Genomic DNA, 12,952 nt, shown 5'->3' with positions numbered 1-12,952 from the left:
CTCGGGGAGGCTTGAACTGCAGGAACAGAAAATCCCCCGCGATCCCAGTCAAGAGAAGGGACCGCGGGGGATTCTATCTGGCGGTGACGGTGGGATTTGAACCCACGGTAGGGGGTTACCCTACACAACATTTCGAGTGTTGCACCTTCGGCCGCTCGGACACGTCACCGAGATCAAGTTTACGGATCGGTGACGTGCCCGCAAAATCGAGTGGCTGGGGATCCGCTGGGGGTGCTCTCCCGCTCGGTAGGAGTTGTGGAGCGGGGGAGAATACGCGCTCGATAGCCTGCGGGCATGAGCAGCGTCGCCGAACCGCCGGTCCCTGAGCTCGAGCCCGCGTTCGAGGTCGATGCAGAGCTCGGCCCCCTCGAGGATCACGGCCAGACGAGTGTCGGGCACCGGCGCATCATCCCGGTCGTCGGCGGGACGATCACGGGGATGTTCGAGGGGGAGCTGCTCGCGGGCGGCGCCGACTGGCAGGTCGTGCGCGCCGACGGATCCATTGCGCTCGACGCCCGGTACAGCGCCCGCGGCGCGGATGGAGAGCTCGTGTTCATCTCGGCGCGCGGCGTCCGCAGCGGCGATCCGGAGGTGCTCGAGGCGCTCCTGCGGGGCGAGGAGGTGGATCCTTCGCGGTACTACTTCCGCACCGCCATCACGATCGAGTCGTCGACGCGCCCCGAGCTCGAGCATTCGATCTTCGTCGGATCCTGCATCCGCGAGGCGAATCGCGTGCGCTACATCGCGTACCGCGTGACGTAAGGCGCGCGACCGCCGCGCGTTCCGAGGCAAGGCGGAATCGCCGGGACAAGACGGGATCCTCCTGAGGTCGCGACTCTCAGCGACATCGCCTTGTTTCGGAATCGCGCACGATCGCGTTCGAGTGTGGGCAGGCCTGTTCGATCCTGATCGACTCGATTGATCGCGGCGTGCGTTCGCACGTTGACTGTGGGGCGCAAGGACGCGACAGCGCGCGGATCGGCGGCGAGGATGCCGCTGACGAGATCAGAAGGATCGGACATGCCTGAACCCGCTCATGCCCACTCACGTTCATCGGGGCCCCGTCGAGGCAGAGGTGTCGCGGCGACGGTCGCGGCCGCCGCGATCGGCTGCTCCCTCCTGGCCCCGACGGTCGCAAGCGCCGCCCCGGACGATCCCGTCTCGATCACGGTGAGCGGCGCCGACGTCGCCGCCGCAGCCGAGAATCGCAACGGCCTCCCGTTCAAGGGCTTCGGCATGCTCTCGGCCAACTCGACGAGCTCGTTGCTGATGGACTACAAAGCTGCGCAGCCCGAGAAGTACTGGGAGCTGGTCGAGACCCTGTACGGCGGTGAACGTCCCCTCATGAACACCGTCAAGATCGAGATGGGCAACGACCGCAACACCTCGACGGGGCCCAATGCCGCCACGATGCGCAGCCGCGACGAGTACCCGAACGTGCAGCGCGAGCCGGGCTTCCAGTTCGCCGCCGACGCGCAGCGCGTCGCGCAGGGCGACATCCACCTCAGCCTCCTGCGCTGGACCACGCCCGCGTGGGTCGCCGACAAGGCCGACGAGTACATCTGGTTCAAGAACACGGCCCTCGCCGCGTACCGCGAGTACGGCATCATGGTCGACTCGATCAACCCCGACCACAACGAGACATACGACCCCGACGAGGCCGTGGTCATCGACTTCGCGGCGAAGCTCGCCGCGGACGAGGCGGGGTACGAGGGCGCGACGGCGGAGGATCCGAACAGCGGCTACGCCTCCCCCGAGGAGAAGGAACTGTTCCAGGCGATCCGCACCGTCGCGGGCGACACCGTCGGCACCCCGCCGACGAGCTTCGGAGACCAGCTCACGGATCCGGCCGACAGCGCGCTGCGCGACGCGGTCGACATCGTCGGCTTCCACTACAGCAGCGCCGACGACGCGAACGGCAACATGACGAAGGCCGCCGAGGATCTGGATCTCGAGGTCTGGAACTCCGAGGGCCAGGCGACCTTCTCGAACTCGGCCGATCGCCCGAACAACACGAACGACGACGGCGTCGGCGGCACGGGCACGGGGATGGGCGGCGCGAACGGCCCGCTCGAGATGGCGAACTGGATCACGACCGGCTTCGACGCCTCGCGGCGCACGATGACGATCTACCAGCCGGCCATCGGATCCTTCTACGACGGCTTCCAGTACGCCTCGAAGGAGCTCGTCAGCGCCCGCGATCCGTGGTCGGGCTGGCTGTATTACGACGCGGGGCTCGCCGTGCTGCAGCACTTCACGCAGTTCGCGACGCTCGGCTGGGAGAACGCCACGGGCGAGGCCGACGCGAACGGCATCTGGCGGGCGATCCCGCAGGCATCCGACAGCACGCTCGGCCGGGGAAATCCGCCGAGCGGCGCCCTCGGAGGCGGCGACTCGTACACGACGCTGGCCGCGCCCGATGCGACGGACTTCTCGACCGTCATCGTCAACGACAGCTCGTTCACCCGCACCTACGAGATCACCGCGAGCGAGCTGAACCTCGGTGACGACGCCGCGCTCGAGGTGTGGGAGACGCGCGCCGCCGACGACGGCGAGGCGTATGACGCGAACTACCTCTCGCCCGTCGACGAGCTGACCCCCGACGCCGCCGGCACCTACACCGTGACGGTCGAACCGTGGTCGGCGGTCACCGCGACGACGCTCGACCAGGCGACCGCTGCCGCCGACGGATCCCTGACGCCGCGCGAGGGCGCGGGCAGCAAGCTGCCGCAGGCGCCCGAGTACACGGCCGAGGACGGAGGCCGCGACGTGCTCGACACCGACGCGAGCGGCGCCGTGAACGGTCGGACCGACGACGACGTGATCTACGCCGACGACTTCGACTATGCGGAGCAGGGCGGGATCCTCACCTACGATCCCGAGACGGGCGAGCTCGCCGATTCGGGCGAGACGTACCTCGGTTCCCGCGGCGCGAAGGAGGCGCCCGACGGGACGCCGAGCGTGCGGCCGGAGGATCGCGGCGCGACGCCGCGGTACACCCACGACGCCAACGGGGCCTTCGAGTCGGTCGCGACGGACGATCCGGATCGCGATCGGGTGCTGCGCCAGCAGATCGGCCCGGACATGGTCGGCAGCGCCTGGAACGGCGGCGACCCGAAGACGACGATCGGCGACTTCCGCTGGGCCAACTACACGGTCTCGGTCGACGTGCTGTTCGAGCCGGGCTCGGGCCGGTACGCGACGGTCGGCGCCCGCCAGCAGGGCGGCACCTCGAACGGTCAGAACGTGTCGGCCGCGGAGCTCCGGGTCGATCCGGACGGTGCCTGGTCGCTCGAGCGATACGGCGAGACCGTCGCGAGCGGACTCGCGTCCGACGTGCCCGAGACCGCCTTCCAGGCGGGATCCGATGTCTGGAACACCCTCGCAGTGCGCGTCGCGGGAGACACCTACACGGCGCTCATCAACGGCGTCGAGGTCGCGGAGTACGTCGACCCCGAACCGCAGGCGACGGGGCGGATCCAGCTCGGCTCAGCGTTCACCTTCACGCAGTTCGACGATCTTCGGGTCACGCCGATCGACGGATACACGCCGTACTACACCGACGTGATCGACGGGATGCATCAGACCAGCTGGGCCGACACGTCGGCGCCCGTGCTGTCGTTCGACGAAGGGTGGCGCCACCTCAACGGCCAGAGCATGTACGAGTGGGGGCGCACGCGCAGCCTCAGCACCGGCTCGGGCGCGACGCTGAGCTACACCTTCACCGGAACCGGGCTCGACCTCATCGGCAGCAACAGCGGCGAGACGCTGCTGCACGTCGCCGTCGACGGGGAGCGCGTTCTCACCGACGCACCGACGATGCAGGCCGGATCCGAGAAGACGGCTCTCCGCCTGCGCGGGCTCGCGGACGGCGAGCACACGGTCGAGTTCCAGACCGCGAACGACGCCGAGTTCAACGTTGACGCCGTCGGAGTCGTGAAGGCCGCGGCCGACGCGAGCGCGGTCGAGCTGACGGCGCTGAACGACGCGATCGCCGCGGGCGAGGCGCAGGATCCCGAGGGTCACGACCCCGCGGAGTGGCAGGTCGTGCAGACGACGCTCGCCCACGCGAAGGCCGCCGCCGCGGATCCCGTCGCCTTCGGCCTCGACGCCGAGGGGGCGGCGGGCCTCACCCAGCGCCTGGACCGCGCCGTCGAGCAGCTGACCGCGGTCGACGTCGAGGACATCGGCCTCGCGGGCGCCGTCGCGATCGGGCAGGAGCTGCCGGAGACGGTCGTCGTCGGCGGTGCCGAGCGCTCCGTGACCTGGGATCAGGACGCGATCGATGCCGAGCGCACGGCGTACGAGACGCTCGCGGTGCGCGGCATGCTCGACGAGCAGGCCGCGGTAGAGGCGGAGTACGAGGTGGTTCCCGACGGAATCCGGTACTTCATCGACGCCGGAACGGGCGGGCAGGACTCGCCGCAGTACCTCGCAGTCGACGGCTCGTTCCCCGAGCTGCGCAACGACGCGGTGGATCAGGCGTCGACCGGCGCCGATGTGTGGGGGCACCTGCCCGACGGCATGAACGTCAAGGGCGGAATGGACCTGGCCGACAAGTATTCGACCGGGTACTGGCAGTCCACGACCGATCTGCGCTACCGCCTCCCGCTCGAGGCGGGCACGTACACGCTCACGGCGGGCTTCACCGAGTGGTGGGGCGTCACCCGTCCGATGATCCAGTCGGTGTCGGCCGGCGGCGTCGAGCTCGCCTCGGGAACGGTCGGCCTCTCGGGCACGAACGACCGGGTCTCGGCGGATCTGACGTTCACGCTCGACGAGCCCGCGACGGTCGACTACCTCGTCACGAGCGAGGGCGCCGGCAGCTCGGATCCCGTCATCTCGTGGCTCGCGGTCGCGGGCGAGGAGGCGGAGGGGCTGCGCCTCGACGCCGAGGTGACCACGCGCTCGCTCGGGCAGAACGTGTTCCTGGTGACGAAGGTGCACAACGCCAACGACACGGCCGCCGACGTCACGGTAGAGACCGAGTACGGGGCGAAGACGTTCGAGGACGTCGCGCCGGGTGACACGGTGTCGGCCGCGATCAACACGCGCCAGGCGCAGATCCCGGCGGGCGCGGTGACGGTGACCGGCACGGGCGCCGACGGCACGACGCACTCGTCGACGGCACCGTACGACGCGGTGGAGTAGCCCTGGCGCCGCTCGTCTGCCGCGGATCGACCGCTCCCGAGCGGATACGGGTCGGTCTGCGGCAGGCGCGCGGCGAGCTCCCGCTCAACCCCGTTGACGCGCTGCGAATGTTCCCGGTAACATCCGAGCGGTATCCGACAGACGGGCGCACAGGAGCGGCCGTCGCGCGATGAGGCGAGGAGACGGCGATGCAGCCCGGACATGAATTGACACGGGCGACGCCCGCACGGATCAGGCGCGCTAGTGCGTATGCGGCGGGCGCCGCAGTCGTGGGCGCCATGCTCGCCGCGTCACCCGCCGCCGCGGAGGTTCCGTCGGGCGGTCTGCTGCTGTCGTACGACTTCTCCGAGACATCGGGCACGGTCGTGCACGACGCCTCCGGAACCGGCAACGATGGATCGGTCGTCGGCGGGGAGGCGTGGCGCGACGGCTTCATGGAGTTCACCGGCGAGAATCACGTCGCGCTGCCCGACGATCTGCTCGCGGGACGGGAAGCGGCGACGATCGTCGCCGAGACGACACCCGAGGCACTCGCCGGTGCGCAGTTCCTGTGGAACATCGGCGGATCGGGAGACGACGGCGAAGGGCAGATGTTCATCCAGCCAGTCGACCCGCGCCTGACGATCTCGTCGACGAACTGGTCGGACGAGCAGACAGCCCGGGCTGACCGCACGCTCGTCGAGGGTGCGTCCCAGTCGGTCGCTGCGACGATCGCCCGGAACGCCGACGGATCGGCCTCGACCCTGCGCCTCTTCGTCGATGGCGAGCTGTGGGCCGAGAACACGGGATCGGTGACGCACCTCGACGATCTCGCGACGCACACCATGAACCTCCTCGGCGCGAGTGCGTACTCGGGCGATCGCCCCTACGAGGGGCGCATGTCGACGTTCCGTGTGTACGGTGTTGCGCTCGAACAGCCTGCGCTGCAGCAGATCTCCGATGCCGACGCACCCGAAGCCGCGGCCGAGGCGGTGCGGGCGATCGACCTGGGATCCGCCAACGAACAGGACCTGTCCGCGATCGAGACCGACATCGTGCTGCCCACCGCCGGAAGCGTCACGTGGTCGGGTGAGCCCGCCGGCGTCATCGCCCCCGATGGTGCCGTCACGCAACCGCAGACGGCGACGGACGTCACGCTCACGGCGACGTCCGACGTTCGCGGAGAGACCGCGACGCGCACGTTCGAGGTCACCGTGGCGGCGGCGCCTACCGACGTCGAGCAGGCGCGGCGCGACCTCGACGCGATCCGGATCTCGAACGCCGACGACCTGCGCAGCAGCATCAGCCTGCCCGAAACCGGCGCGCGGTACGGATCCGAGCTGATCTGGACGTCCGATGCGCCCGGCGTCATCGACGTCGATGGCTCAGACGGCGTCGCTCCTGGCCTCGTGACGCGGCCCGCCGACGGCGATCGGACGGTCGTGCTCACCGCCGCGGCGCGCGCCGGCGACGCGACTGCGACGCGCGAGATCGAGGTCGTCGTGCGCGCGGCATACGAGATGCCCGAGACGACCGACTACTTGTTCGCCCACTTCACGGGCACCGAGGGCGCGGAGAGCGACGAGCAGATCTACTTCGCCACGAGCCGCGACGCCACGACGTTCACCGACACGCGCCCCGACGGGGATCCGGCGCTCTCCGTCGACCGGACTCAAGGCGACGGCGGCGTGCGCGACCCCTTCCTCGTGCGCTCCCCCGAGGGCGACCGCTTCTACCTCATCGCGACCGACCTCAGCATCTACCATCGCGGCGGCTGGGGGAACGCGGACGCGACGAACTCGGGATCGACGAGGATGGCCGTCTGGGAGTCGACGGACCTCGTGAACTGGAGTGAGCCCCGTTTCCCCGACATCGCCGGTCTCATCCCCGACGCAGGCATGATGTGGGCGCCTGAGGCGATCTGGGACGAGGCGTCGCAGCAGTACTACGTGTTCTGGGCGACGAGGTCGGAAGCGCAGAACGAGATCGGCGACCCGGTCAACATGTACATTGCGACGACGCGCGACTTCGTGACGTTCTCGGATCCTGTGAAGTGGATCGACCGCGAGCACTCGATCATCGACACGACCGTGTTCCAGGTCGGCGACTGGTTCTACCGCGCCTCGGGAGATGGCCAGATCACGATCGAGAAGTCGAAGGCGATCGCCTCGCCGACCGTCTCGGCCCTGCCGCGCGAGACCGGCTCCGAGGACGAGTGGGTGCTCGTCGGCACGCTGCAGTCGATCATGGACGGCACGAACGAGTCGTGCGCGACGGGGACCAATTACTCGGGCGGCTGCCTCGAGGGGCCGGAGTTCTTCCAGTACAACGACGACGACGCGGGCGCGGACGAGGCGCTCTACGGTCTCATGGCAGACCAGTACGGTGCGGGGCTCGGGTACCTGCCGTTCCGCACGGGAGACATCGGCTCCACGTCGGCCGACGACTGGAGCAAGGCGACCGACGTCGACTACGGCGCCCTCAAGAAGCGCCACGGCACGATCCTGCCGATCACGAGCGAGGAGTACGACCGCGTGATGCGGCACTACGCCGGCGTCGGTGATTCTCCCGACGACGGCTACGGGTACCTGATGGCGCACTTCGTCGAGGATCCCGACGGCTACGCGGAGAAGATCTACTTCGACCTCAGCCGCGGTGACGATCCGACGAAGTGGGATCGTCTGAACGGCGGTGAGGCGATCCTCGCGTCCGATCTCGGTTCGACGGGCGTGAGGGACCCCTACCTCGTGCGGAATCCGAACACGGGCACGTACTACCTCATGGCGACGGACCTGCGGGTGTTCGGCTGCCAGCCCTACGAGACGGGCGGGTACTCGTACGACTGCGCCGATCACGACACGTGGTGGCATGGCGCGAATCTGAGCCGCGAGCTCGTGTTCTGGGAGTCGGACGACCTCGTGAACTGGTCGGATCCGTGGACCCTCACGGTCGCGCAGCCCGACCAAGGTATGGCGTGGGCGCCCGAGGCGACGTGGGATCCGGTCTCGGAGCGGTTCGTCATGTACTGGTCGTCGAAGACGTATCCGACGACCCGGTTCCCGAACCAGGATGCGGCGGAGCCTGGCGCGTACGCAAAGGTGCACTACGGCTTCACGACCGACTTCCGCACGGACTACGCCTACGGCGGAGTGATGATCGACGCCGGTCACGATGTCATCGACACGACCGTCTACCAGCACGACGGACGCACCTATCGCATCTCGAAAGACAACGGCGACGCGGCGAAGGCCGTCTACATGGAAGTGGCCGACGCGACGGAATGGTGGTTGCCGGGCACGGAGTGGGAGACCGTCGAGACGGCGATCGGCCAGGCCGACTACGGCGCGGTCGAGGGGCCGCTGATGTTCAAGGACACGACCGCCGACGTCTGGTACGTCTACGTCGACGAGTACGGTGGATCCGAGCAGGGGTATCGCCCGTACCGTGTGACCGGCATCGAGACGGGGAACACGACGGACATCGCGTTCGAGCGGATGTCGCCCGACGAGTTCGAGATGTTCGACGCCACCAAACACGGCGTCGTGCGTCCGCTCGCGCGCGCCGAGTACGACAGGCTGCGGGAAGCCGACGCAGCGCCGCCAGTCTCCGTCGAGGCATCGACGCGGTGCATCGCGGGGAGCGCCTACGTCGTCGCGCGATCGACGAATGAGGGAACCGCGTCCGCCGACATCGAGGTGACGACGGCCTTCGGCTCCCGCGTCTTCGAGGCTGTGGATCCGGGTGCCCGCGTCTCGGTGAGCTTCAACGCCCGCCAGGCGAGCGTCGACGCGGGCGAGGTCCGCGCGGACTCCGGATCACTGGTCGACGCCCGCGCCGTCTACGACGTGATCTCCTGCGGCTGACGATGCGCCCTGCCTCTTCATTTCTGGCACATCCCGTCGCGGACTCCGCCGACGGGATGTGCCAGAAATGACGGGTTGGGGGCGGGATAGGCTGAGCCCGTGGGAGGACCGAGGTGACGGACACGGGGGCGGCGAAGCCGAACATCAGGCAGGTCGCGGCGATCGCGGGTGTGTCGCACATGACGGTCTCGCGCGTTCTCAACGACTACCCCCATATCAAGGAGGCCACGCGCCGCCGGGTCCTCGACGTCATCGAGGAGATGGGGTACCGGCCGAACATGGCCGCGCGCGCCCTCGCGACGCAGCGCACGCAGCGCATCGGCGTGCTCGTCGAGAGCGCGATCGAGTTCGGCCCCACGAGCACGCTGCGGGCCGTCGAATCGGCCGCCCGCGCCGCGGGATACGCCGTCAGCTCGATCGCGGTGGGGGACGAGGACGAGATCAGTCCGCAGGACGCGATCGACAATCTCACGGGGCAGGGGGTCGACGCGCTCTGTATCGTGGCCCCGCGGTCGTCATCGGTCGCGGCGCTGCGCAAGACCTCGATGAGCGTCCCCGTGCTCGTGGTCAAGCCCGACGACGACCCGACCTTCCTCACCGTGTCGGTCGACCAGCATCAGGGCACGACGCTCGCCGTCGACCACCTGGTCTCGCTCGGCCATCGCGATATCCTCCACCTCTCCGGCCCGCTCGACTGGCTCGACGCCCGTGCCCGCGAACGCGCGTTCCACGCGCGGGCGAAGGAATGGGGGATCCGGGAGCGCCCGATCGTCGTGGGCGATTGGTCGGCCGACTTCGCGTACGACTTCGCGAAGGGGCTGCGCGGGCTGCCGGACTACACGGCCGTCTTCGTCGGAAACGACTCGATGGCCGTGGGGCTCATGCACGGGCTGCACGATCGGGGATTCCACGTGCCGGAGGACCTCAGCGTCGTCGGATTCGACGACGTCCCGCTTGCAGGCCACGTCGTGCCGCCCCTGACGACTGTGACGCAGAACTTCCGCGCGCTCGGGACGTCGGTCGTCGACATCCTGCGCGCGGCGATCGAGCGCCGCGAGATCCCGAAGACCACCCGCATCCCGGCGGAGCTCGTCGTGCGCGCCTCGAGCGCCGCGCCACGGCACGGGGCGAGCACCCGATGATGCGTCCGGTCGTCGAGATGGCGGGGATCGTCGTCGAGTTCGCGGGGAGGCGCGCGCTCGACGGCGTCGACCTCACGCTGTTCCCGGGCGAGATCCACGCGCTCATGGGCGAGAACGGCGCGGGGAAGTCGACGCTCATCGGCGCACTGACCGGGACGCACCCGATCCGTTCGGGCACGCTGCGCATGGACGGCGAGACGCGCACCCCCACGGGCGTCGCGGATGCGCGGGCCGACGGCATCGCGACGGTCTTCCAGGAATCGCATCTCAGCCCGAATCTCACGGTCACCGAGAACGTGATGCTCGGCAACGAGATACGCGGCAGGTTCGGCATCGACTGGAAGGCGAATCGGGAGCGCACCAGCGAGGTCCTCGCACACCTCGGCCTGTCGGATCTCGACCCTCGCACGCGCCTGTCGGCGCTGTCGCCCGCCGTCGGGCAGCTCGTCGCCGTGGCGCGTGCACTCGTGCTGCGCCCGCGCGTACTCATCCTGGACGAGCCGACGTCGAGCCTCGATGCCGAGGAGGCGCGGACGCTGCTGCGCGTGGTGCGCCGCCTCCGCGACGAGGGCACGGCGATCCTGTTCGTCTCGCACTTCCTCGAGCATGTGCTCGCAGTCGCCGACCGGCTCACCGTCCTGCGTGCGGGCCGTGTCGTGGCGGAATACGACGCCGAGGACGTCGAGCGCGCCGAGCTGATCTCCAAGATGATCGGCGAGGACATCGGCGCCCTCCGCGAGCTGCGCTCGCAGCGGCTCGCGCACCACTACGCACCGGGCGGCCCCGCGACGCTGCGCGCCGAGGATCTGGGGCGCCGCGGCGCGCTGGATCCGACCGATCTCGAGCTCTCCCGCGGCGAGGTCGTCGGGTTCGCGGGTCTGCGCGGATCCGGGCGCACGGAGCTCGCGCGGCTCGTCGGTGGCGCCGACCGCGCCGACACGGGGGAGCTCTGGGTCGACGGCGAGCGTGTGCGGCTGCGCAGCCCCGGCGCTGCGCTGCGTCACCGCGTCGCTCTGTCGACCGAGAATCTGCGCGAAGAGGGTGTGATCGGCGGCCTCACCGCGCGCGAGAACATCATCCTGGCGCTGCAGGCGATGCGCGGCTGGTCCCGTCCCCTCGCCCGCGGCGAGCAGGATGCGCTCATCGACACGTATCTCGACGCGCTGCACCTGTCTCCCGACGACCTCGACCGCCCCGTCGAGACCCTCTCGGGCGGCACACAGCAGAAGGTCCTGCTCGCGCGCCTGCTGGCGACGCGCCCGCACGTGCTCATCCTCGACGAGCCGACGCGCGGCATCGACATCGGGGCGAAGGTCGAGATCCAGCGCCGGATCGCCAAGCTTGCGGGGGAGGGCGTCGCAGTCGTGTTCATCTCGTCGGAGCTCGAGGAGGTCGTGCGCCTCAGCGATCGGATCGTCGTGTTGAAAGACCGGGAGAAGATCGGCGAGCTCTCGAACGGCCCGGGCGTCACGGTCGACACCATCGTCGAGATGATCGCCGCGGATCTCGCGGGCGAGGGCTTCGGCGACATCGACGCGTAGGGGCGACGTCACGATCGCATCTCGGGCTTGTGCGGAACATTTTGTTCCCGGTAACATCCTGGGAACGACGTACTCGTCGTCACAGCAACCGACAGCGGATCCATGACGGATCCGCATGGCCGGGCACCCGGTGCCCGGCATCTCGAGGAGGAGAACATGTCCGCACGCAACCGCATCGTCCAGGTGGCTGGAGCCGCCGCAGCCGGAGCCCTCGTCTTCGGGCTGGCGTCCTGCTCGAACGACGCCGGATCCGCTTCCGGCGACGAGCTCACCACCGTCGGCTTCGTCGCCGTCGGCCCGGAGGGCGACTGGCGCGCCGCCAACGAGCAGAACATCCAGGACACCTTCTCGGAGGACGCCGGATACGAGCTCAAGTACGCGCCCGCCGCGAACCTCGACCAGAAGTCGCAGATCGACGCGTTCACGTCGTTCGTCGACGAGGGCGTCGACGTGATCCTCCTCTCGGCCACCGAGGGTTCGGGCTGGGAGGACTCGCTCGAGCGTGCGCAGGAGGCCGAGATCCCGGTCATCCTCATCGACCGCGGCATCGAGCCCGACAACACCGATCTCTACGTCACGCGCATCGCGCCCGACAACCAGCAGGTTGCGGCGGGCGTCGCCGAGTGGGCCGTGAGCGAGTTCCCCGACGGTGCGAACTACTTCGTGCTCGAGGGCCCCGCCGGTGTGTCGGTCGTCAACGAGCGCAACGAGGGCTGGGACTCGGTCATCAGCGAGAACGCGGCGTTCGAGAAGCTGGGCGCGCAGACCGCCAACTGGTCGACGGAAGAGGGCAAGAGCGTCTTCGAGACGGTGCTCAAGTCGAACGACAACGACGTGCAGCTCCTGTTCGCGCAGAACGACGAGATGGGCCTCGGCGCCGTCCAGGCCGTCGAGGAAGCCGGCCTCACCCCGGGCGAGGACGTCAAGATCGCGACGATCGACGGCACGAAGGGCGCCATGGAGGCGCTCGCGGCCGGCGAGCTGAGTTTTGTGGCCGAGTACAACCCGCTCTTCGGCGAGACCGCGGTCGACGTGGTCGAGAAGGCTCTCGAGGGCGAGAGCGTCGAGCCGTACATCATCGTCCCGAGCGAGACGTTCGACTCGTCCGAGGCGGCCGAGGCCGCTCTTCCCGACCGTCAGTACTGATCGGTACGTCCGACAGCATCGATATCCGAGGCCACGGCCTCATGAGGTGGGGGGGCCGCGGGCCCCCCCCCCCCCGCACCCACCCCGGCCGCCCCCCCCGGGGGCCCCCGGGGGTGGGAGTTGTGACGGG

6 protein-coding genes and 1 tRNA gene are annotated in these 12,952 nt (G+C 69.3%); 6 read left to right on the top strand and 1 reads right to left on the bottom strand.

Annotated elements, in window-relative coordinates; all coding sequences use genetic code 11:
* Positions 1 to 78: 78 nt before the first annotated feature.
* Positions 79 to 169, bottom strand: a tRNA-Ser gene (locus C0012_RS04635).
* Positions 170 to 294: 125 nt separating this feature from the next.
* Between C0012_RS04635 and C0012_RS04630 the strand changes: the two genes are divergently transcribed.
* The 6 genes from C0012_RS04630 (at position 295) to C0012_RS04600 (ending at position 12,822) form a co-directional block, all read left to right on the top strand.
* Positions 295 to 762, top strand: coding sequence for a DUF3237 family protein (locus C0012_RS04630; RefSeq protein ID WP_110589539.1), 468 nt, complete (start codon positions 295 to 297; stop codon positions 760 to 762).
* A gap of 258 nt (positions 763 to 1,020) precedes the next feature.
* Entirely contained in the window at positions 1,021 to 5,151 is a 4,131-nt protein-coding gene (locus C0012_RS04620) for a family 16 glycoside hydrolase (protein WP_110589541.1), read from the top strand.
* Between the two features lie 188 nt (positions 5,152 to 5,339).
* Positions 5,340 to 8,993 (top strand): immunoglobulin-like domain-containing protein, encoded by a 3,654-nt coding sequence (locus C0012_RS04615; RefSeq protein WP_110589542.1) that lies wholly within the window; start codon positions 5,340 to 5,342, stop codon positions 8,991 to 8,993.
* Positions 8,994 to 9,106: 113 nt separating this feature from the next.
* Positions 9,107 to 10,135, top strand: coding sequence for a LacI family DNA-binding transcriptional regulator (locus C0012_RS04610; RefSeq protein WP_110589543.1), 1,029 nt, complete (start codon positions 9,107 to 9,109; stop codon positions 10,133 to 10,135).
* Positions 10,132 to 11,676, top strand: coding sequence for a sugar ABC transporter ATP-binding protein (locus C0012_RS04605; protein ID WP_110589544.1), 1,545 nt, complete (start codon positions 10,132 to 10,134; stop codon positions 11,674 to 11,676). Before C0012_RS04610 ends, C0012_RS04605 begins: the two co-directional genes overlap by 4 nt.
* A 156-nt stretch (positions 11,677 to 11,832) precedes the next feature.
* Entirely contained in the window at positions 11,833 to 12,822 is a 990-nt protein-coding gene (locus C0012_RS04600; RefSeq protein WP_110589756.1) for an ABC transporter substrate-binding protein, read from the top strand.
* Positions 12,823 to 12,952: the final 130 nt, after the last annotated feature.

Source organism: Microbacterium suaedae, assembly GCF_003254645.1.
GTDB lineage: Bacteria > Actinomycetota > Actinomycetes > Actinomycetales > Microbacteriaceae > Microbacterium > Microbacterium suaedae.
The sequence above is the reverse complement of the archived record's forward strand: the minus strand, read 5'-3'. Positions and strand labels throughout refer to the sequence as shown.